This is a genomic window from Mycobacterium sp. SMC-4 (assembly GCF_025263265.1).
GTDB lineage: Bacteria > Actinomycetota > Actinomycetes > Mycobacteriales > Mycobacteriaceae > Mycobacterium.
Genome location: NZ_CP079869.1, coordinates 4855189 through 4875310, shown reverse-complemented (window position 1 = coordinate 4875310; position 20122 = coordinate 4855189). Strand labels below are relative to the sequence as shown.

General features: G+C 66.8%; 18 protein-coding genes. 11 read left to right on the top strand and 7 right to left on the bottom strand.

The window, feature by feature from the left end:
• The first annotated feature begins 41 nt into the window (after nt 1-41).
• Genes hsaA through hsaB form a run of 4 tightly spaced genes read left to right on the top strand, consistent with a single transcriptional unit; the run spans nt 42 to nt 3587 of the window.
• Nucleotides 42-1226: a 3-hydroxy-9,10-secoandrosta-1,3,5(10)-triene-9,17-dione monooxygenase oxygenase subunit gene (gene hsaA / locus KXD98_RS23225; RefSeq protein ID WP_260760692.1), complete on the top strand. Its 1185-nt coding sequence runs from the start codon at nt 42-44 to the stop codon at nt 1224-1226.
• Nucleotides 1223-2110, top strand: a complete 888-nt coding sequence (gene hsaD / locus KXD98_RS23220) for a 4,5:9,10-diseco-3-hydroxy-5,9,17-trioxoandrosta-1(10),2-diene-4-oate hydrolase (RefSeq protein WP_260760691.1) — start codon at nt 1223-1225, stop codon at nt 2108-2110. The genes hsaA and hsaD overlap by 4 nt, the downstream gene beginning before the upstream one ends.
• Nucleotides 2111-2112: 2 nt before the next feature.
• Nucleotides 2113-3015 (top strand): iron-dependent extradiol dioxygenase HsaC, encoded by a 903-nt coding sequence (hsaC, locus tag KXD98_RS23215; RefSeq protein ID WP_260760690.1) that lies wholly within the window; start codon nt 2113-2115, stop codon nt 3013-3015.
• A gap of 5 nt (nt 3016-3020) precedes the next feature.
• Nucleotides 3021-3587: a 3-hydroxy-9,10-secoandrosta-1,3,5(10)-triene-9,17-dione monooxygenase reductase subunit gene (gene hsaB, locus KXD98_RS23210; protein WP_260760689.1), complete on the top strand. Its 567-nt coding sequence runs from the start codon at nt 3021-3023 to the stop codon at nt 3585-3587.
• Nucleotides 3588-3605: 18 nt separating this feature from the next.
• Here the strand turns inward: hsaB and KXD98_RS23205 are convergent, their stop codons facing one another.
• A complete protein-coding gene (locus KXD98_RS23205) occupies nt 3606-4556 on the bottom strand; it encodes a LysR family transcriptional regulator (protein WP_260760687.1) in 951 nt (316 codons plus the stop codon).
• Between the two features lie 109 nt (nt 4557-4665).
• Here KXD98_RS23205 and KXD98_RS23200 point away from each other — a divergent pair, with 109 nt between their 5' ends.
• From KXD98_RS23200 to KXD98_RS23190, 3 genes are read left to right on the top strand one after another with little or no spacing between them, the layout of a single operon-like run.
• Nucleotides 4666-6024 carry an MFS transporter gene (locus KXD98_RS23200; RefSeq protein WP_260760686.1) on the top strand — a complete coding sequence of 453 codons (1359 nt, stop codon included), beginning with the start codon at nt 4666-4668 and terminating at the stop codon, nt 6022-6024.
• On the top strand, nt 6021-6767 hold the full coding sequence (locus KXD98_RS23195; protein WP_260760685.1) for a 3-hydroxybutyrate dehydrogenase: 747 nt from the start codon (nt 6021-6023) through the stop codon (nt 6765-6767). The genes KXD98_RS23200 and KXD98_RS23195 overlap by 4 nt, the downstream gene beginning before the upstream one ends.
• Nucleotides 6752-8653 (top strand): acetoacetate--CoA ligase, encoded by a 1902-nt coding sequence (locus tag KXD98_RS23190; protein ID WP_260760683.1) that lies wholly within the window; start codon nt 6752-6754, stop codon nt 8651-8653. Before KXD98_RS23195 ends, KXD98_RS23190 begins: the two co-directional genes overlap by 16 nt.
• On the opposite strand, the gene KXD98_RS23185 is transcribed toward KXD98_RS23190, so the two are convergent.
• Genes KXD98_RS23185 through KXD98_RS23175 form a run of 3 tightly spaced genes read right to left on the bottom strand, consistent with a single transcriptional unit; the run spans nt 8634 to nt 12575 of the window.
• Nucleotides 8634-9914 (bottom strand): HNH endonuclease, encoded by a 1281-nt coding sequence (locus KXD98_RS23185; protein ID WP_260760681.1) that lies wholly within the window; start codon nt 9912-9914, stop codon nt 8634-8636. The two genes, KXD98_RS23190 and KXD98_RS23185, sit on opposite strands and share 20 nt — an antisense overlap.
• A gap of 38 nt (nt 9915-9952) precedes the next feature.
• Nucleotides 9953-11347 carry a xylulokinase gene (gene xylB, locus KXD98_RS23180; RefSeq protein WP_260760680.1) on the bottom strand — a complete coding sequence of 465 codons (1395 nt, stop codon included), beginning with the start codon at nt 11345-11347 and terminating at the stop codon, nt 9953-9955.
• A gap of 1 nt (nt 11348) precedes the next feature.
• Nucleotides 11349-12575 (bottom strand): ROK family transcriptional regulator, encoded by a 1227-nt coding sequence (locus KXD98_RS23175; protein ID WP_260760678.1) that lies wholly within the window; start codon nt 12573-12575, stop codon nt 11349-11351.
• 57 nt (nt 12576-12632) lie between these two features.
• Here KXD98_RS23175 and xylA point away from each other — a divergent pair, with 57 nt between their 5' ends.
• Genes xylA through KXD98_RS23155 form a run of 4 tightly spaced genes read left to right on the top strand, consistent with a single transcriptional unit; the run spans nt 12633 to nt 17051 of the window.
• The gene (gene xylA / locus KXD98_RS23170) at nt 12633-13856 is read left to right on the top strand and encodes a xylose isomerase (RefSeq protein WP_260760676.1); all 1224 of its coding nucleotides are present in this window, start codon (nt 12633-12635) and stop codon (nt 13854-13856) included.
• A gap of 20 nt (nt 13857-13876) precedes the next feature.
• Nucleotides 13877-14944, top strand: coding sequence for a sugar ABC transporter substrate-binding protein (locus KXD98_RS23165; protein WP_260760674.1), 1068 nt, complete (start codon nt 13877-13879; stop codon nt 14942-14944).
• Between the two features lie 8 nt (nt 14945-14952).
• Nucleotides 14953-15735: an ATP-binding cassette domain-containing protein gene (locus KXD98_RS23160; RefSeq protein WP_260760672.1), complete on the top strand. Its 783-nt coding sequence runs from the start codon at nt 14953-14955 to the stop codon at nt 15733-15735.
• A gap of 38 nt (nt 15736-15773) precedes the next feature.
• On the top strand, nt 15774-17051 hold the full coding sequence (locus tag KXD98_RS23155; RefSeq protein WP_260760670.1) for a sugar ABC transporter permease: 1278 nt from the start codon (nt 15774-15776) through the stop codon (nt 17049-17051).
• Here the strand turns inward: KXD98_RS23155 and KXD98_RS23150 are convergent.
• Genes KXD98_RS23150 through KXD98_RS23140 form a run of 3 tightly spaced genes read right to left on the bottom strand, consistent with a single transcriptional unit; the run spans nt 17031 to nt 20116 of the window.
• Nucleotides 17031-18170: a pyridoxal phosphate-dependent aminotransferase gene (locus KXD98_RS23150; RefSeq protein ID WP_260765367.1), complete on the bottom strand. Its 1140-nt coding sequence runs from the start codon at nt 18168-18170 to the stop codon at nt 17031-17033. The genes KXD98_RS23155 and KXD98_RS23150 overlap by 21 nt on opposite strands.
• A 51-nt stretch (nt 18171-18221) precedes the next feature.
• Nucleotides 18222-19163: an acyl-CoA dehydrogenase family protein gene (locus tag KXD98_RS23145; protein ID WP_260760669.1), complete on the bottom strand. Its 942-nt coding sequence runs from the start codon at nt 19161-19163 to the stop codon at nt 18222-18224.
• On the bottom strand, nt 19163-20116 hold the full coding sequence (locus KXD98_RS23140) for an acyl-CoA dehydrogenase (RefSeq protein WP_260760668.1): 954 nt from the start codon (nt 20114-20116) through the stop codon (nt 19163-19165). Before KXD98_RS23140 ends, KXD98_RS23145 begins: the two co-directional genes overlap by 1 nt.
• Nucleotides 20117-20122: the final 6 nt, after the last annotated feature.

Here is a 20122-nt window from a genome sequence, read left to right as displayed (position 1 = left end):
TCTCATTGCAGGTTACTTCGCACGCCTCGGGAGGCACACCAGTGACGTCCATTCAACAGCGCGACGCGCAATCGGTTCTCGCCGGTATCGACGACCTGCTGCCGCGCATCGCCGAGCGCTCGCCCGCCGCCGAAGAACTGCGTCGACTGCCCGACGAGACGGTAGCCGAACTCGATGAGGTCGGGTTCTTCAAACTGCTCCAACCCGAGCAGTGGGGCGGCCTGCAGTGCGATCCGACGCTCTTCTACGAGGCCGTGCGCCGTATCGCCAGCGCCTGCGGTTCCACCGGCTGGGTGTCGTCGATCATCGGCGTGCACAACTGGCATTTGGCCCTGTTCGATCAGCAGGCCCAAGACGACGTCTGGGGCAGCGATCCCACAGTGCGGGTGTCCTCGTCCTACGCGCCGATGGGCGCAGGCCACGTGGTCGACGGCGGATACCTGGTCAGTGGTGCCTGGCAATGGTCGTCCGGCTGCGACCACGCCACCTGGGCTTTCCTGGGCGGCCCGGTGATCAAGGACGGCAAGCCGGTGGACTTCGGCAGCTTCCTGATCCCGCGGACCGACTACACCATCGATGACGTCTGGAACGTCGTCGGCCTCAAGGCCACCGGAAGCAATACGGTCGTGGTCAACGACGTGTTCGTCCCGCGTCACCGATTCCTGTCGTACCGCGCGATGAACGACGGCACTGCGGGTGGCTACCAGACCAACACCGCGCCGGTCTACAAGATGCCCTGGGGCACGATGCATCCCACAACCATCAGCGCGCCCATCATGGGGATGGCCTACGGCGCCTATGACGCCCACGTCGAGCATCAGGGCAAGCGGGTGCGGGCGGCGTTCGCCGGCGAGAAGTCCAAGGATGACCCGTTCGCCAAGATCCGGATCGCCGAGGCCGCCAGCGACATCGACGCCGGCTGGCGGCAGTTGATCGGCAACGTCGGCGCCGAGTACCAGCTGCTGCAGGACGGCAAGGAGATTCCGTTCTCGTTGCGCGCCGCGGCGCGCCGCGACCAGGTCCGTGCCACCGCGCGCGCCATCGCGTCGATCGATCTGCTGTTCGAGGCATCCGGTGCGACGGCGCTCGGGTTGGACCAGCCCGTCCAGCGGTTCTGGCGTGATGCGCACGCCGGCCGCGTCCACGCGGCCAACGAGCCGGAGCGGGCGTACCTGATCTTCGGCAACGACGCGTTCGGGCTGCCGCCGCAGGACACGATGGTATGACCTCCTACATCCAGGAGACCGAACAGCAGGTCGAGATCACGTTCGAGTCGACCTCGAAGTTCGCCCAGGTCCGTGAGGACATGCGGCTGCACTATCACGAGGCGGGCGTCGGTAACTCGCAGACCGTGGTGCTGCTTCACGGCGGTGGTCCGGGGGCCTCGAGCTGGTCGAACTTCAGCCGCAACATCGCGGTACTGGCCCGGCACTTTCACGTGCTGGCCGTCGACCAACCCGGTTATGGGCACTCCGACAAGCACACCGAGCACGAGCAGTACAACCGTTACAGCGCCACCGCGCTGCTGAACCTGTTCGACCACCTCGGAATCGAACGCGCTGCGCTGGTGGGCAATTCGCTCGGCGGTGGTACCGCGGTGCGCTTCGCGTTGGACAACCCGAAGCGGGCCGGCCGGCTGGTGTTGATGGGGCCGGGCGGGCTGAGTGTCAACCTGTTCGCCCCCGACCCCACCGAAGGCGTCAAGCTGCTCGGCAAGTTCGCCGCCGAGCCCACGCGCGAGAACATCGAGAAGTTCCTGCGCATCATGGTCTACGACCAGAGCCTGATCACCCCGGAACTGGTCGAGGAGCGTTTCCAGATCGCCAGCACACCGGAGTCGCTGGCCGCCACCAAGGCCATGGGCAGGTCATTCGCCGGGGCCGACTTCGAGCTCGGGATGATGTGGCGCGATGCGTACAAGCTGCGTCAGCGGGTACTGCTGATCTGGGGCCGCGAGGACCGGGTGAACCCCATCGACGGTGCGCTGGTGGCGCTCAAGCAGATCGCGCGGGTGCAACTGCACGTCTTCGGGCAGTGCGGGCACTGGGCGCAGCTGGAGAAGTTCGACGAATTCAACAAGCTGACCACAGACTTCCTTCTGGAGGCATAGTCATGAGCATCCGATCGCTGGGCTATCTGCGCATCGAGGCCACCGACGTCGCCGCATGGCGTGAGTACGGGCTCAAGGTGCTCGGCATGGTGGAGGGCAAAGGCGACACCGACGGTGCGCTGTACCTGCGGATGGACGAGTTCCCGGCGCGCTTGGTGATCGTGCCCGGCGAGCACGACCGGTTGGTCAGCTCCGGCTGGGAAACCGCCAACGCCGCTGCGCTGCAGCAGATCCGCAACAGCCTGGAGATGCACGGCACGCCCTACAAGGAGGCCACCGGCGCCGAGCTGGCCGAACGTCGTGTCGACGAGATGATCGTCTTCGACGATCCGTCAGGCAACACCCTGGAGGTGTTTCATGGTGTCGCCCTCGAACACCGCCGGGTGGTCAGCCCGTACGGGCACAGGTTCGTCACCGAAGAACAAGGTCTCGGTCACGTGGTGTTGACCACCCGGGACGACGCCGAGACGTTGCACTTCTACCGCGACGTACTGGGCTTCAGTTTGCGTGATTCGATGCGGCTGCCGCCGCAGCTGGTCGGCCGTCCGGCCGACGGCGCCCCGGCCTGGCTGCGCTTCCTGGGCGTCAATCCGCGCCACCACAGCCTGGCGTTCATGCCGGGCGAGACCCCCTCCGGGATCGTGCACCTGATGGTCGAGGTGGAGAACTCCGACGATGTGGGCCTGTGCCTGGACCGGGCGCTGCGCCGCAACGTCAAGATGGCCGCGACACTGGGTCGGCACGTCAACGACAAAATGTTGTCGTTCTATATGAAAACCCCCGGCGGCTTCGACGTCGAGTTCGGGTGCGAGGGGCTGGAGGTCGACGACGGCGACTGGGTGGCGCGTGAGAGCACTGCGGTCTCGCTGTGGGGTCACGACTTCAGCGTGGGCTTCAAGAGCTAGCGCTCGTGGGCAACTCGCCGATCGATCCGCGCACATTCCGCAATGTGTTGGGCCAGTTCTGCACCGGCATCACGGTGATCACCACCGTCCACGAGGACGCCCCGGTGGGCTTTGCCTGCCAGTCCTTTGCGGCGCTGTCACTGGATCCGCCGCTGGTGCTGTTCTGTCCGACCAAGGTGTCCCGATCCTGGCTGGCGATCGAGGCCAGCGGCCGATTCTGCGTCAACATCCTGCACGAGAACCAGCAGCACGTCTCGGCGCGATTCGGGTCCCGCGATCCAGACAAGTTCGCCGGCATCGGCTGGACGCTGTCGGACCTGGGTTCACCGGTCATCGACGGCAACTTGGCGCACCTCGACTGCACGGTGGCCTCGGTCCACGACGGTGGGGACCATTTCGTGGTGTTCGGTGCGGTGCACTCGCTGTCGGAGGTGCCCGAGAGCAAGCCCCGGCCGCTGCTGTTCTATCAGGGTCAGTACACCGGCATCGCGCCGGACAAGAACACCCCGGCCGATTGGCGCAACGACCTGGAAGCTTTCCTCACCGTTGCCAGCGAGGACACCTGGCTCTGACACCGAATCACATCGTTGTCATTCATCCACACTGTGGATAAGTCCTGTGGACAGTTGATCAGCCACGCCCAGCAGCGCGTCGCTCTGCGCGTGCACGCGAGCTTGGATCGCGTCGACGACGGCGGCTACCTCGGGGCGGCGCAGCGTCTCCGGCCGGGTCACCAGCCAGTAGGCCAGCCGGATGGACACCTGTTCGCCCAACACGCGCACGAGGTCGACGTGCCGGTCGGCCATGAAGCATGGCAGCAAGCCGAGCCCGGCCGAGGCGCGCGTGGCCTCGACGTGGACGAACACGTTGGTCGACGTGACCGATTCCCGCATCGATGGAGCGAAGCTGGCCGCCAGGTCAAGATCGTCGACCTGCAGCATCGAGTCGATGAAGTACACCAGCGGAAAACGATGCAGGTCGGTCACACTGTCCGGTTGGCCGTGTTCGGCCAGGTAGTCGCGCGAACCGTACAGCCCCAGACAGTAGTCGCCGAGCCGTAACGCCTTGGCCCGATGCACCTTCGGTTCACCGACCACCACTTCGACGTCCATCCCCGAGCGCTGCTGGGTGGCACGCCGGGTGGCGGCCACGATTTCCACTGCGACTTTGGGGTGCTCGCGCTGCACCGTCGCCGCGGCCGGTGCAGCGATGTAGGCCGAGAACCCGTCGGTGGCCGAGATGCGGACAACGCCCTCCAGAGCTCGCTGCCCGCCGGCGTCGGTGGCCAGCGAGCGCACCGCGCTCTCGACCGCTTCGGCGGCGGTCAGTGCTTCCCTGCCCAGGTCGGTGAGTTCCCAGCCGGCGCCGACGCGTGCCAGTACCCGTCCACCCATGGCGCGTTCCAGGGCGGCGATCCGACGGCTGACCGTGGTGTGGTTCAGGCCCAGTTCATCGGCCGCCGTCGTGTAGCGACCGGTGCGCCCCACCGCCAGCAGCACCAGTAGGTCGTCGGGATTGGGACGGCGCACAGTCGTCGGCATTTCTGCATTTTTGCAGACCTATGGTGCATATTTGGTTATTGCTGCGCCACGCCAACTGCATGAATACTCACTCCAGTCTGTGGTCGCCATCACAAGGGAGGGGTCTGGGATGAGCAGCACACAGCAGGCCGCGGGGTCGGTACCTACCGGGTTGAAGCGGGTCGTGGTCGCCTCGATGGCGGGCACCGTCGTCGAGTGGTATGAGTTCTTCCTCTACGCGACCGCGGCCACCTTGGTGTTCAACAAGGTGTTCTTCGCGGAGGGCACCAGCGAGGCAGCCGGGCTGATCGCCGCGCTTCTGACCTACGCCGTGGGCTTCGTCGCCCGCCCGCTGGGCGGCATCGTGTTCGGCCACTTCGGTGACAAGTACGGCCGCAAGAAGCTTCTGCAATTCGCCATCCTGCTCGTCGGCGCGGTGACCTTCCTGATGGGATGTCTGCCGACCTATGCGCAGATCGGAGTCTGGGCGCCGATTCTGCTGGTGGCATTGCGATTCCTGCAGGGATTTGCCGTCGGAGGGGAATGGGGTGGCGCGGTCCTGCTGGTCGCCGAGCACAGCCCGAACAAGAGCCGGGCGTTCTGGGCCAGCTGGCCGCAGGCGGCGGTGCCGATCGGCAACATGCTCGCGACCGTGGTGCTGCTGGTGCTGACCGGCCTGCTGCCCGAGGACGCGTTTCTGTCCTGGGGCTGGCGCATCGCGTTCTGGCTGTCGGCAGTGGTGGTCGTCATCGGGTACTACATCCGCACCAAAGTCACCGACGCACCGATCTTCGTCGCCGCACAGGAAGAGGTCGAGCGGGTCAAGTCGGTCTCCTACGGCGTGGTCGAAGTGCTCAAGCGCTACCCGCGCGGTGTTTTCACCGCGATGGGTCTGCGCTTCGCGGAGAACATCATGTACTACCTGGTCGTCACGTTCTCCATCGTCTATCTCAAGACCCACGTCGGCGCCGACACCGGAGACATCCTGTGGTATCTGTTGGCTGCGCACGCGGTGCATTTCCTGGTGGTCCCGCAGGTCGGGCGGCTGGCCGACCGGTTCGGCCGGCGACCGGTGTACATGGTCGGCGCGGTGCTGGCGGCCGCCTGGGGCTTCGTCGCGTTCCCGATGATGAACACCGGCAGTTATCTGATGATCATGGGTGCGGTCATTCTCGGCCTGATCATCCACGCGCTGATGTATGCCCCGCAGCCGGCGATCATGGCCGAGATGTTCCCGACCCGGATGCGGTACTCCGGTGTCTCGCTCGGCTATCAGGTGACCTCGATCGTGGCCGGCTCACTGGCCCCGGCCATCGCCACCTGGCTGCTCGACCGGTACGGCACCTGGGTGCCGATCGCGCTCTATCTGTCCGGGGCTTCGGTGATCACGCTCGTCGCGGCATGGTTCACCCGGGAAACCAACGGCATCGACCTGCACGCCCTCGACGCGGCTGACCGGGAGCAACTGGCCAAGGCAGGGGCGGCGTGAGCGATCTGACCGGCAGCACGGCGCTGGTCACCGGCGGCGCGGGAGGTATCGGTGCGGCGTGCGCGCGTGAGCTCGCCGGCCGCGGTGCCACCGTCACCGTGGCCGACGTCGACGGGCCAGGTGCCCAGCAGGTCGCCGACGAGATCGGCGGAACCGCATGGACACTGGACCTACGCGACGTGGGGGCACTGGAAGAGCTGCGGCTGGAGACCGACATCCTGGTCAACAACGCCGGGGTGCAGCGCGTCGAGGCGATCATCGATTTCCCGCCGGAGAAGTTCCGTTCGATGCTGACGTTGATGGTCGAGGCGCCGTTCCTGTTGATCCGAGCCGCACTGCCGCACATGTATCGCAACAGGTTCGGCCGGGTCATCAACATCTCGTCGGTGCACGGGTTGCGGGCATCGCCGTTCAAGTCCGCCTACGTCACCGCCAAGCATGCGCTGGAGGGGTTGTCGAAGGTGACAGCTCTCGAGGCCGGGTCACACGGCGTCACCAGCAACTGCGTCAACCCGGGCTACGTCCGCACGCCGCTGGTCACCAAGCAGATCTCCGATCAGGCGCGAACGCATAGCATTCCCGAAGAGCAGGTGCTGACCGAAATCCTGCTCAAGGACAGTGCGGTGAAACGGCTCGTCGAGCCGGAGGAGGTGGGTGCGTTGGTGGGTTGGCTGGCATCGCCGGCAGCGGGCATGGTGACCGGAGCGTCGTACACGATGGACGGCGGGTGGAGCGCCAAGTGACCGCCGCGCAGTGGACTCCCACCGACGACGATGTCGCAGCTGCCCGCGTCACCGATTTCACCCGCTTCGTGGAGCGGCGAATCGATGCGACCTTCGACAGCTACGGCGCCCTGTGGCGATGGTCGGTCGATGACCCGACCGGTTTCTGGGCGGCGCTGTGGGACTACTTCGACCTGGGTCGGCGCGGGCAGACGGTGCTGGCCGGTACCGAAATGCCAGGGGCGCAGTGGTTTCCGGGAACCACGCTGAACTATGTCGACCAGGTCCTGCGCAGCGCCCAGACTGACCGCCCGGCCATCGTCGCGGTCAGTGAGGACGGTCCCGATCGGCAGATCTCCTGGCCAGAGTTGTTGGGCCGCACCGCAGCGTTCGCCGAGAAGTTGCGTGCCCACGATGTGCGGCCCGGCGACCGGGTGGTGGGCTATCTGCCCAACATCGCCGAGGCCGTCATCGCGTTTCTGGCGACGGCCAGCATCGGTGCGGTGTGGAGCGCCTGCGGCCAGGACTATTCGGCCAAAGCGGCACTGGACCGGCTGGGGCAGCTGAAGCCCAAGGTGCTCGTCGCCGCCGACGGATACCGCTTCGGGGGCAAGTACCGCGACAAGCGGGGCGATGTCGAGGCGTTGCGGGCCGGGCTGTCATCCGTCGAGGTCAGCTTCGGGCTGTCCGATCTGGCTGAATCGAGCGACGAGCCGCTCGAGCCGGTACCGGTACCGTTCGATCACCCGCTGTGGATCTTGTTCTCTTCGGGCACCACCGGTTTGCCCAAGGGCATCATCCACGGTCACGGCGGGGTGGTGCTGGAGCATCTCAAAGCCGTGGCATTACAGTCGGACATCGGCCCCACCGACACGTTCTTCTGGTACACCAGCCCCAGTTGGATGATGTGGAACTTCCAGGTTGCAGGGCTGCTGGTGGGGTCGACGATCGTGTGCTACGACGGCAGCCCCAACGTGCCGCAACCGGATGCCCTGTGGGACATCGCCGCTCGGGTGCGGGCAACGGTGTTGGGTACCAGCCCGGGCTACGTGCTCGGTTGCATGAAGGCTGGTGCCGAGCCGCGCCGGACCCATGACCTGTCGGCGCTGCGCAGCGTCGGTATCACCGGATCCTCGTTGCCACCGACCTCGTCGTTGTGGTTGCGCGACCATGTCGGTGTGCAGGTCGCGTCGATCAGCGGAGGCACCGATGTGGTGTCGGCGTTCATCGGGGGAGTACGCACGGTGCCGGTGTGGCCGGGTGAACTGTCGGTGCCCTATCTCGGTGTGGCGCTGGAGGCCTGGGACGAGTCCGGGAATCCAGTTACCGGTGAGGTCGGCGAACTCGTGGTCACCAAACCCCTGCCGTCGATGCCGGTTGCCTTCTGGAATGATCCGGATGGAAGCCGTTATCACGAGGCGTATTTCGATCACTATCCCGGCGTCTGGCGGCACGGCGACTGGATCACCATCACCGACCGCGGCAGCGTGGTGGTGCACGGACGCTCCGATTCGACGCTGAACCGGCACGGCATCCGGATGGGCAGCGCCGACATCTACCAGGCCGTGGAACGACTGCCCGAGGTCGCCGAGGCGCTGGTGATCGGTGCCGAGCAGCCCGACGGCGGCTACTGGATGCCGCTGTTCGTGGTTCTCGCCGACGGGATGGACCTCACCGACGACATCCGCAACCGGATCAATGACACGATCCGCACCGAGGTCTCGCCGCGGCACGTCCCCGACGAGATCATCGTCGCCCCAGGCATTCCGCACACGCGCACCGGCAAGAAGCTCGAGGTGCCCATCAAGAAACTCTTCCAGGGCCGCGACGCGGCCAAGGTGGTTGAGCGCAGCGCCGTCGATGACCCCGCCCTGCTCGATTGGTACGTCACGCGGCGTCGAAGGTGATGAGGTCGATGGTGATTCCGTCTTCGATGATGCTGCGCCGTCGTGGTGGCGGCCCGGGTAGCGGTGGGGCGGTTGACCGGTAGACCGCGCCGGTCGGGGTGCGGAATTGCGCGGTGTGGTGCCCGTTGGTCTCGGTGGTGCTGACTTGCCAGCCGGCGGCTTCTTTGGTGTAGTTGCAGGCCTCGCATTCGCCGAGGCCGTTGAGCGCTGTGGTGGGCCCGCCGGCGTGGTGGGGTGTGGCGTGGTCGTGGTGGCGGATCGGGGCGTTGCAGTAGGGGGTTCGGCAGGTGCGGTCGCGACGGTCCAGCAGCGCGGCGAGCCCTTTCGGAAAGATCCTGGCTTTCGATTCCATCGCTACCAGTTGCCCGCTGTCGGGATGGCGGTAGAGCCGGCGTAGCGTGGCCCGGGTCTCGGCATCCAGGACGACGTCACCGACGAGGGCGCGGCAGAACCCGGCGGGGACGGGTCCGTACCCGTGCAGCCAGCCCAGTTCGTCGTCGTCACCGGCCAGCGTGGTGTCGGCCATCACCAGGTTCAGCGCCACCGCAACCGGGGCGGAGGCGGCACGTCCGGTCACCCGCTCGTAGACCGTCTCGGCCATCACCTGGCCGCGCGGCCGTTCGTCGAAGGTGGTGTCGGCGGCCTGTGTGCATGCGGCGTAGAGGCCGACACCCTGGGTCAACGGGAGCCGCACCGTGACGTAGACCATGTTGTTGGCCGCGGGCCGGCAACTGACCGCACAACCTGCGGCAGCCTTGTCGATGCGCTCGACCACCGCAGCGGCGTCGAGACGGGCTGCGATGGCCTTGGCCTCGGCTTCGATGCGGTTGTTACCCCATCCGGTCAGCCGCGCAGGATCGCCACACAGCTGCCGGTCGAGTTCGTGGCGGTGTTCTGCGCTCAAGCACGCCGATTCACGCACGATCAGCGTCGCCCGCCACTCCGAGAGCACCCCGGCCGCCATGGCCGCCAGCGTGCACGGCATCTCGTGCACCAGCGCTCGGGCGAAGCCCAGATGTCGGTTGCCCTGCACCGGGGCGTCCTGGCGCGCCAACGCGACCTCGCTGGCCAGCCCCTTACCGCGCCTGGTTTTGGCGATCCCGGCAGCCTCTTCAGCAGCAGCGCGTTTGGCCGCCCACAACGCCGTGGCCCGCGCCTGGACCGCAGCGGCCTGGGCCTTCAACCTCTCGCAGCGTTCGACGACTGCCCGCAGCTCCGCCTCACCAGCCGCGTCAGACAGGTCGAACACACTTTCGAACACGTCCCCGACAGTACCCGGACGGTCCGACAAGAAGCGCCCTATCGCAGGGTCAGGTCCTGTGCCTCGCGGTACCGGTCGAGCACCTGAGGTGTCGCGTCGGCCTGGTAGCAGCCCGGTTCTCCGGCGGACCATTCTGGCGGTGTGGCCCGCCCGGACAGCACCCAGGCGGCCTGCCGTGCGGCGCCCAGGGCGACGTACTCCGCCGGCTGCGGAACATGCACCGCGGTGCCGAATATGGCAGGGGCGATCCTGCGCACCGCTTCCGACCGGGCTGCGCCGCCGACCAGGATGACACGTTCGGTGTCGACTCCCTGGGCCCGGATCTTGTCCATGCAATAGACCATCGAGCTGAGCAGTCCTTCCACCGCGGCACGGGCAATGTTGGCGGCGTTCAGGTTTCGGGTCGTCACCCCGTGTAGCGCACCCGTCGCCTGCGGGAGGTTCGGTGACCGCTCGCCGTCGAAGTACGGGACTACCACGAGGCCTCCGGAACCCGCGGGGGCTGACAGTGCGAGCTGGTCGAACTCGTCGAAGTCCACTCCCAGCATGTCCGCGAAGGTCGCGAGCACAGGTGCGCCGTTGAGGGTGCATACCAGTGGGAGCTGGCGCCCTGTCGCATCGGCGAAGCCGGCGACGATCCCCTCCGCATCGTGCGGAGCCGCCTGTCCCACGGCACTGACCACGCCCGAGGTCCCCAGCGACACCACACAGTCCCCGGAGCCGGCTCGCAGTCCCAAAGCGGCAGCGGCGTTGTCACCCGCACCGGGGCCCAGCACGATGCCCTGTGGCGTGGTCCCGGGGCTTGCGTTGGGGCCGAGCACCGTCGGCACGGCGGGTTCTCGACCACGGAATGCCAGCGCGAGAAGGTCGCGCTGATAGTCGCCGGTTTCGGCGGAGAAGTAGCCGGTTCCGCTGGCGTCACTTCGATCGGTACACAGGTCGGCGATGGCGGCCGAGCCCATCAGGCGCCACGTCAGCCAGTCATGCGGAAGGCACACTGCCGCAGTCGCATCGGCGTGCTGAGGCTCATGGTCTGCCAGCCATCTCAACTTCGCGGCGGTGATCGCGGCCACCGGGACGACGCCGATGCGCTGTGCCCAGGCGCCGGGACCGCCCAGGTCGACGACAAGCTGCGATGCGGCCTGTGCCGATCGAGTGTCGTTCCACAGCAGTGCCTCTCGCACCACCTGGCCGGCAGCGTCCAGGCAGATCATGCCGTGTTGCTGTCCGCCGACCGCCATGGCCGAGACGTCGGCCAGCCCGCCTGCGGCGGAGATGGTGTTCTGCAACGCATCCCACCAGCGCTCAGGGTCGATCTCGGTGCCACCGGGGTGCGGCGACGATGCGTGACGCACCACCGCGCCGCTGTCGGAATCGCAGATCACCACTTTGCATGACTGCGTCGACGAATCCACTCCGGCTACCAGGGTCATCTCAGTTCCTTCCGGGATCTGCCAGTACGGGTGCGAAGGCCAGCTCGGCGGCGCCGATGACCAGTGTGGCCGAACCCAGGGTGGCGGGTTCGACCCGCACCAGAGCACGGGGCGCCGCCATGCTGCGGCGAGTCAATTCCGCGCGCAGCGCCGATGCGCCGAAAGCGGGGAACACCCGCAGAAAACCACCGAGGACGATCAGGCCGGGGTTCAACATGTTGATGGCGTTGCCGAGGGCGATGGCCAGTGCTCGTGCCTGCCGGTTCAGCACGTCGTGCTCGACGCTGCTGTGCAGGATGGGCCCGTCCTCGCCGGCCCCACGGTCCAGCTCGGCCAGCAGGTTGGCCAGCGGCGCTTGGGTGACCTCGGTCTCCAGACATCCGACACCGCCGCAGTGACACCGTTCGCTGCCACCGACAAAAGTGTGCCCGAGCTCGCCGGCGTATCCCGCGATCCCCTCGAGCAGGCCTCCCGCAACCACGAATCCAGCTCCGATACCGCTGGGGCCACCGTTGACGTAGATCAGGTGCTCGGCGGCGTGATGGTTACCGAACCGGTGCTCGGCGATAGCTCCGACATTGGCGTCGTTGGCAGCGTGAACCGGTAAATCGACTGCGGTGCTGAGCATCTGGCCGATCTCGACATCATGCCAGTCGAGGTTGGGCGCCAATTGAACCGCCGACTCCACCCCGTGTACGAGCCCGGGTACTGCCACCCCGACCGCGGTCACCTGCTGGTCGTCACGCAGTCTCTGCTGGATCCCGCGGATGGCGTCGCGCGCGATGGACACCGTGTCGGCCGGCGTCGGAATCCGGTCGGTGCAGCACCGCACGACGTCTCGGACCTCGCCACCCATCGAGACCAGCCCGACGGTGACGGCGTCGACCTCGGGTATGACTGCCACCGCCAATACCCGGTCACCGGGCCGCACGATCGGACTGGGGCGTCCGACCTGGGATACCGACGGTGCTGGCGATTCCTCGACCAGACCGCGCGCTGCCAGTTCCTCGACAAGATCTTTGGTGGTCGAGCGTGACAGGCCGGTGCGTCGGGTCAACTCTGCTCGGCTGATGGCCCGGTGCCGGTGCACGAGGGTGAGAACACCGGACAGGTTGCGCCGTCGGACGTCGTCGGCGCTGGTCCCGACGCGCACGCCGCGACCGCTCTGCGTCGCCTTCACCGCGATACCGCCCTCCACTACGCAGCCCTTGACAGTGTCGTGGGCCACATTTTATGTTCGGTCAGAGAACAAAACCATATCTCAATGCCCCACTGGAGTATCCCGATGACTGTGTTGGCATCCACCGCCCCTGCGTCTGATGCGTTGATCCCGAAACGCGAGGACAGATTCTCGTTCGGTCTCTGGACCGTCGGCTGGCCCGGCGCCGATCCGTTCGGTGTGGCCACCCGCCCTGTGCTCGACGTGGTGGAGGCCGTGCACCGACTGGCCGATCTCGGCGCTTACGGTCTGACGCTCCACGATGACGACCTGTTCGCGTTCGGCAGCTCGAGTTCCGAGCGGCGGCGGGCGATCGACCGGTTGGTCGCGGCATTGAACACGTCGGGACTGGTGGTTCCGATGGTGACCACCAATCTGTTCACCCAGCCGGTCTTCAAGGACGGCGGCTTCACCAGCAATGACCGTCAGGTGCGTCGATACGCGCTGCGCAAGGTGCTGCACAACATCGATCTGGCCGCCGAACTCGGTGCTGAGACGTTCGTGATCTGGGGCGGCCGCGAGGGTAGCGAATACGACTCCGCCAAAGATGTCCGCGCCGCCCTGGAGCGGTATCGCGAAGCATTGAACATGTTGTGCCGGTACGTGATCGACCAAGGTAGCGGGATCAGGTTCGCCATCGAGCCAAAGCCCAACGAGCCGCGTGGAGACATCCTGTTGCCCACCGTCGGCCACGCCCTGGCGTTCATCGAAACCCTCGAGCATCCCGAGATGGTCGGGGTCAATCCAGAGACGGGCCACGAACAGATGGCCGGCCTGAACTTCATGCACGGTATCGCCCAGGCGCTCGACAGCGGCAAGCTGTTCCACATCGACCTCAACGGTCAGCGCGGCATCAAATTCGACCAGGACCTGGTGTTCGGCCATGGGGACCTGGTCAATGCCTTCGCGCTGGTCGACCTGCTCGAGCACGGCGGTCCAGACGCAACCCCGGCCTATGACGGGCCGCGCCATTTCGACTACAAGCCCAGCCGGACCGAGGACATCGACGGGGTGTGGGCGTCGGCGGCGGCGAACATGCGGATGTATCTGCTGTTGCGGCAGCGGGTCGCGGCGTTTCGGTCCGACCCTGCGGTGCAGGAGGCCAGGGCAGTGGCCAAGGTCTCCGAGCTGAGCCGGCCCACGCTGGGTTCGGGAGAAACCTACGCGGACCTGCTCACCGACACCGCGGCTTTCGAGGAGTTCGACACCGCGTCGTACTTCGGTGGAAAGGGCTGCGGCTTTGTGGCGCTGCACCAGTTGGCCATCGAGCACCTGATGGGTGCGCGATGAGGACATCGAAAGGGATCATCGTGAAGCGAACCAGCACTCTGCTCGTCACCGCAGTCATCGGTGTCGGCCTCACCGTGACGGCGTGTGGATCCAATTCCGACTCCACCGACGCCCAAGGTGGCGGCAAGATCGGTGTCATCCTGCCGGACACCAAGTCGTCGGTCCGGTGGGAGACCAGGGACCGTCCCGCACTCGCGGCGGCGTTCGAGAATGCCGGCGTCGCATACACGATCCAGAACGCCGAAGGATCTGCCGACACGATGGCCACCATCGCCGACGGGATGATCGCTGACGGGGTGACCGTGCTGGCCATCGTCAACCTCGACTCCGACAGCGGTGCCTCGATCCAGCAGAAGGCGGCGACCCAAGGCGTCAAGACCATCGACTACGACCGACTCACGCTGGGCGGATCGGCCGATGTGTACGTGTCGTTCGACAACAACACCGTCGGCGAACTGCAGGGTCAGGGCTTGGTGGACTGCCTCGGTGGTCAGCCGGCAAACGTGGTGTTCCTCAACGGTTCTCCGACCGACAACAACGCAACGCTGTTCAGCGCCGGTGCACATTCGGTTGTGGATGCCACACCGTCGATCACGATCGTCGGAGAGCAGGCGGTGCCGGACTGGGACAACGACAAGGCCGTGACGATCTTCGAGCAGCTCTACACCGCAGCTGACGGTCGCGTCGACGGTGTATACGCGGCCAACGACGGTCTCGCCGGTTCCGTCGTCTCCATCCTGGAGAAGAACCGGCGTGCCGGTCAGGTCCCGGTGACCGGGCAGGACGCGACAGTGGAAGGGCTGCAGAACATTCTGGCCGGTACGCAGTGCATGACGGTCTACAAGTCGGCCACCGAAGAGGCCAATGCGCTCGCCGAGGTCGCGATCGCCCTGGCGGCGGGGGAGCAGCCCGAGACCACCAGCACCTCGCGGGACGACACCGGTGGGCGCGATGTCCCCTCGGTGCTGCTGACACCGAAGTCGATCACCAAGGACAACATCGACGTCGTCTTCGACGACGGTGGCCAGTCCAAGGACGAGGTGTGCGCCGGCCAGTTCGCGCCGATGTGCGCCGCGGCGGACCTGTGATGCAAGCAATGGACACCGTTGCTCCCATTTTGGAATTACAGGGTGTGAACAAGAGTTTCGGTGTCGTCCACGTGCTCCACGATGTGGATTTCTGCGTCTATCCCGGTCAGGTCACCGCACTCGTCGGCGACAACGGTGCCGGCAAGTCGACACTGGTCAAGGCGATCGCCGGAATCCATCCCATCGACAGCGGAACGTACCTCTTCGAGGGCAAACCGGTCAGTGTCCGCAGCCCCAACGACGTCTCCGCGCTCGGGGTCGAGGTCGTCTATCAGGATCTGGCGTTGTGCGACAACCTCGACATCGTCGAGAACATGTTCCTGGGACGTGAGTTGAAGAGTCGGGGGATGCTCGACGAGGCCCGGATGGAAACCATGGCCCGGCAGGCCCTGACCTCGCTGTCGGTGCGCACGGTGAAGTCGGTGCGACAGCCGGTATCCAGTCTGTCCGGTGGGCAACGCCAGACCGTGGCCATCGCGAAGTCGGTGTTGTGGAATTCCAAGGTCGTCTTGCTCGACGAGCCCACCGCCGCGCTCGGTGTGGCGCAGACCCGGCAGGTGATCGAGCTGGTGCGCCGACTGGCCCATCAGGGGCTGGGCGTGGTGTTGATCTCCCACAACATGGCCGACGTCTTCGAGGTTGCTGACCGGATCTGCGCGCTGTACCTGGGCCGGGTAGCCGCCGACGTCAAAGCTGCCGATGTCACGCACGCCCAGGTCGTGGAGCTCATCACCGCGGGCCGCTCGGGCAGCCTCGGTCTGGCTCCGGCACAGGCCGCTGAGTCGATGTAGGACCGTGTTTCCCCGAGATGCCGAAAAAGGACACCGAGATGACCACTGTCAGAACTCGTTCGGATGTCACGCTGGCCGACGCCGACTTCTCCGCCGATGCGCGCAGCGTCGAGACCTTCGGTGACGCCGTCCGCGGGTACCTACAGCGGGTCCGCGGCGGCGACATGGGCTCGCTGCCCGCCGTGCTGGGTCTGGTGGTGTTGTTCGTGGTGTTCGGTCTGGCCAACGACCGATTCCTGTCCGCGCTGAACCTGGCCAACCTCATCACCCAGGCCGGGGCGATCTGCGTGCTCGCAATGGGCTTGGTGTTCGTGCTGCTGCTCGGCGACATCGACCTGTCCGCCGGGGTGGCCGGCGGTGTGTCGGCGTGTGCGATGGCGTTGATCGTCGTCAACCTGAGCTGGCCCTGGTGGGCGGCCTTGCTGGTCGGAATCTCTTGCGGCGCAGCCATCGGACTGGCCATCGGTCTGCTGCGCGCCAAACTCGGCATACCGTCGTTCGTCGTGACGCTGGCCTTCTTCCTCGGACTGCAGGGTGTGACCCTCAAACTCATCGGTGAAGGCGGCTCGGTGCGGGTCGATGACCCGGTGGTGCGTGGGTTGACCATCAACAATCTGCCGGTCGGCCTAGGCTGGGCGATCGCAATCGTGGTCGTGGTCGGGTTCGCCGCGGTGCAGTTTCACCAGCATCGCCGCAAGATGGCCCTGCAACTGTCACACCCGCCGGTCGGGGTCGTCGCGGCGCGGGTCGGCGCCGTGGCTGCGGTGGTACTCGGTCTCACCTACGTGCTGAGTGTCAATCGCAGCGTCAACGTCGGCGCGCAGATTCGCGGGATCCCGTATGTGCTGCCGTTGGTTCTGGTGTTGCTGATCGCGATGACTGTGGTGCTGCGGCGCACGACCTACGGCAGGCACATCTACGCGGTGGGCGGCAACGCCGAAGCGGCACGCCGTGCCGGCATATCGGTGGACCGTATCCGGGTCTCGGTGTTCGTCGTCTGTTCGTCGCTTGCGGCGCTGAGCGGAATCATCGCGGCGTCGTACGCGGGCAAGGTCTCGGCGTCATCGGGCGCAGGCAACACGCTGCTGTACGCGGTGGGCGCCGCCGTCATCGGTGGTACCAGCCTGTTCGGAGGTAAGGGACGCGCCTTGGACGCCGTGATCGGCGGGGTGGTCGTCGCGACCATCGCCAATGGTCTGGGCCTGCTGAACCAATCGTCCTACATCAACTTCCTGGTGACCGGCGGCGTGTTGCTGTTGGCCGCCAGCGTGGACGCGATCTCACGTCGCCGGCGGTCATCGACCGGTCTGGGTTGACGGCCGCGCGCCGATCCACGCACCCATCCGCTGCAGCGCCTCCTCGATGTCGCACGTCGGCCCGGCGAACGACAAGCGCACGAACGCGCCCCCGCGGACGGTGTCGAAGTCGACCCCCGGCGCGATCGCCACGCCGGTCTCGTCGAGCAGGGTCGAGCAGAATGACAGCGAATCGGTGGTCAGATGCGAGACATCGGCGTAGACGTAGAACGCACCGTCGGGTGGGGCCAGCCGCTCGATCCCGACCGCCCGCAATCCCTCGAGCAGCATCGTCCGGTTCGCCGCATAGTGCCCGAGCAGCGACTCGGCTTCGGCGACCGACTCGGCGGTGAAAGCCGACACCGCGGCCACCTGCGGTAACACCGGCGGGCAGATGGTGAAGTTTCCGGTCAGACGGTCGACGGCCCGCTTGAGCTCGTCGGGCACCAGCAGCCACCCCAGCCGCCACCCCGTCATCGCAAAGTACTTCGAAAAGCTGTTCACCACAACGGCTTCCCGCGATGTCTCCCATGCGCAGCTGGTTGCCGGGGCTCCTGGATACACCAGGCCGTGGTACACCTCATCGCTGATCAGGCGCACCCCCTCGGCGCTGCACCATGCCGCGATCGCCGCGAGTTCGTCGGGTGGGATGACAGTTCCGGTCGGATTGGCGGGGCTGGCCACGATCACCCCCGCGACCGGCGGGTCGAGCGCGGTCAACATCTGCAGCGTCGGCTGGAACCGGGTCTCGGGACCGCACGGCATCTCGACCACCTGGCAGCCCAGTGCCGAGAGGATGTTGCGGTAGCAGGGATAACCCGGACTGGCGATCGCAACCCGGTCGCCCGCATCGAAGCACGCCAGGAAGCTCAGCAGAAAACCGCCCGACGAGCCCGTCGTCACCACTACGTCATCGGGGTCGACGGTCAGACCGTGGCGCGCCGAATACGATTGCGCAATGGCGCTGCGAAGTTCCGGGATGCCCAGGGCGACGCTGTAACCGAGCTGGTTACGGCTCAGCGCGGCCACCGCGGCATCGCGCACCGCCGACGGGGCGCCGGCGCTGGGCTGCCCGGCCGACAGGTTCACCAGATCCCCGTGGCTACGCTGACGTTCGGCTGCTGCCAGCCACACGTCCATCACGTAGAAGGGCGGAATTCCGGAGCGCAACGAAACGGCCACGGTCTGAGGCTAGAACACCTCGGCTTCGAGGTGCCGAACCTGCGCACTCGGCGGACCGAACAACTGTGCGCTGCCGTGTGCGCGTTTGAAGTACAGCTGGATGTCACTCTCCCAGGTGATGGCGATGCCACCGTGCATCTGCACCGCCTCGGCCGCGACCGCGGACAACGCCTCGCTGGCAGCCAGTCGCGCCAGTGCCGCCGAGGTGGGGGACGGCTGGGCGACAGCCTCGTCGACGACGGCCCTGGCCGACTGCACGGCGACATACAGGTCGGCCATCCGATGCTTGAGAGCCTGGAAGCTGCCGATCGGCCGGCCGAACTGCACCCGGTCCTTGGTGTACTGGACGGTGAGGTCCAGGCAGCGCGTGGCGGCGCCGATCTGTTCGGCTGCCAACAGGATTGCCGCGGTGCCGGCCAGGCCGGGGTCGGCGCCCAGCGGCGCGGTCTGGATGGCCTCGACGGCGGCCAGCGGACGGGTCATGTCCATCGCCACTGCCGGCGTCGCGGTGAATGTGGTCCACCGCGTCAGCGTCTGGCCGTCGGTGCCGATCACCACATCGGCCACGTTGCCGTTGAGGACGTAGCCGGGGTCGAAGACGACGGTGCCGATCGCGGTGCCCTCGGCCAAGCTTTCGAGGGCTTCGGTGTCGGGCTCGTCGACCGACAGCAGTGCCAGCTCGGCGAGGGTTGTGCCCAGCAGCGGCGTGGGGACCAGCCCCTTTCCGAGTTCTTCGAGGACGACAGCTGCATCGGCCAACTCGCCGCCCGCACCGCCGAGTTCCTCGGGAACGACCAAAGCGGCGGCGCCCACCTGTTCGCAGAGCATCTTCCACAGCGATTCGTCGTAACCCCGCTCCGACGCCGCGGCCGTACGAACCGCCTCTGCTGGTGCGTGCTTCTCGACCAGCGCGGCGACGGTGTCGCGCAACAGGTCCCGTTCTTCACTCACTACAGTGCCTCCAACACTCGGCGACGGTGCCAGGTCGGGTCGCCCCACGCGGGACGCAGCGCCTGGACCCGCAACAGCAACAGCGACAGATCGTGTTCCTGGGTGAATCCGATCGCCCCATGGGTCTGCAGCGACGACCGCGCGGCCAGCAGAGCGGCGTCGGCTGCAGCCACTTTGGCCGCGCTGACGTCGCGGGCCGTCACCGGCGAACCGTCGGCCAGCGACAGCGCCGCCCCGTAGACCAAGGGCCGGGCCAACTCGACGGCGATCAGCACGTCGGCGAGTTTGTGCTTGATGGCCTGGTAGGTGCCGATCACCGTGCCGAACTGGCTGCGCTGCTTGGCATAGGACACCGCGGCGTCCAGCATCGCCTGGGCCGCCCCGACCAGCAGCGCCGACGTCGCCAGCGCGCCGAACTCGAACGCGCGTCCGACGTCGGCGGTGCGGGCCGCGCCTGCAGCGGTGACGTCGAAGAGCTTCCGGCTCGGGTCGACGGACTCGTGTTCGGTGCCCGCCGATGCATCGCTGACCGAGCCGTCCTCGGCGAGCAGGATCAGGCCCGCGGTGTCTGCGCCGACGGCGCGGGACACCAGCGGCGGTGCGGCGACCGTCGCGATCAGGTCCCCGGCGGCCAGCGCGGCGCTGCGCTGGTCATCAGCGAGCAGCACCGGTGCCACCGCGATCGATTCGGCGACCGGCCCCGGCACGTTCCAGCGGCCGAGCCGCTCCAACGCCACCACCAGGTCCACCGGGTGGGCATCGATGCCGTCGAACTTCTCGGGCACCATCAAGGCCGTCACGCCCAGGTCGGCCAGCTGTGCCCACACCTTGCGCCCGAGCGTTGAGTCGCCCTCGCCCCAGGCCCGCACCGCGGCGGGTACGTCGGCCGCGCCCAGCGCGGCATCGATGCTCGACGCGAAATCGCGTTGCTGTTCGTCGATCTCAAAGTTCACTGTCGT

Coding starts and splice junctions, on each gene's coding strand:
- KXD98_RS23160 (WP_260760672.1), top strand. CDS start 14,953: ATGGACACCGTTGCTCCCATTTTGGAATTACAGGGTGTGAACAAGAGT.
- KXD98_RS23155 (WP_260760670.1), top strand. CDS start 15,774: ATGACCACTGTCAGAACTCGTTCGGATGTCACGCTGGCCGACGCCGAC.
- xylA (WP_260760676.1), top strand. CDS start 12,633: ATGACTGTGTTGGCATCCACCGCCCCTGCGTCTGATGCGTTGATCCCG.
- xylB (WP_260760680.1), bottom strand. CDS start 11,347: ATGACCCTGGTAGCCGGAGTGGATTCGTCGACGCAGTCATGCAAAGTG.
- KXD98_RS23150 (WP_260765367.1), bottom strand. CDS start 18,170: ATGGACGTGTGGCTGGCAGCAGCCGAACGTCAGCGTAGCCACGGGGAT.
- KXD98_RS23205 (WP_260760687.1), bottom strand. CDS start 4,556: ATGCCGACGACTGTGCGCCGTCCCAATCCCGACGACCTACTGGTGCTG.
- hsaD (WP_260760691.1), top strand. CDS start 1,223: ATGACCTCCTACATCCAGGAGACCGAACAGCAGGTCGAGATCACGTTC.
- hsaC (WP_260760690.1), top strand. CDS start 2,113: ATGAGCATCCGATCGCTGGGCTATCTGCGCATCGAGGCCACCGACGTC.
- KXD98_RS23200 (WP_260760686.1), top strand. CDS start 4,666: ATGAGCAGCACACAGCAGGCCGCGGGGTCGGTACCTACCGGGTTGAAG.